The following is a 719-nucleotide window of genomic DNA, read 5'->3' on the forward strand; positions in this document are numbered from 1 at the left end:
TGGGGGAATGATTTTCTTACTCCAAGAGTAGAATTTAGAGATTTTGATGGATCAACTGTCGGATCACAAATATTTAACCAGGTGATCCCTAATGCAGAAAACTACATGAAACAACGTTGCCTGGATGTAGCTAAAATCTTGTATCGTAATTCTGCTGATGCTCCCAAATTTAGGTTGTTAAAATTCAACTTGAAAAATGAAGATTTTGTAGCTCATAAATTTGGAGATGGTGATCAAATGACCATAGAAGTGAGCACACAACATCTGGCAAAAATCTATAGAGATTCGGGTAACAATTCACAGGTTATAAAAGATGAAATCGATGGAATTCTATTTCACGAAGTAACTCATGGCTATAATTACTCCCCTACTACAGGAGGAACATATGATGGGTCTTCTCCTTTTTGGGCTTATACAGAAGGTATAGCAGATGGGGTAAGGATATATGCAGGGTTTCATCAAACCAGAAACCCAGATGTAAATAATTCCAGAAAATGGCTGGGTGGATATACTACAACAGGCTTTTTCCTACAGTATGTTACTCAAAAATATGACAAGAATTTTATTTATAAATTTAATAAAGCTGCAAAAGACTTAGGAAACTCATGGTCTTTTGATAATGCTTTTAAAGATATCCTTGGAAAAGGTGTAGAAACGGTATGGAATGAATACAAAAACTATATCAATAATGGTAACACTCTTGATTACGACGGTGATTA

The 719-nt window shown here is 34.9% G+C and carries 1 protein-coding gene; it reads left to right on the forward strand.

What is annotated here, in order from left to right; all coding sequences use genetic code 11:
• The coding region (locus Z053_RS0127420; RefSeq protein ID WP_025668164.1) for a basic secretory protein-like protein at positions 1-719 on the forward strand (719 nt) is incomplete at both ends.

Origin of the sequence: Aquimarina megaterium XH134 (assembly GCF_000520975.1) — a bacterium.
In the GTDB taxonomy this organism is placed as follows: Bacteria; Bacteroidota; Bacteroidia; order Flavobacteriales; family Flavobacteriaceae; genus Aquimarina; species Aquimarina megaterium.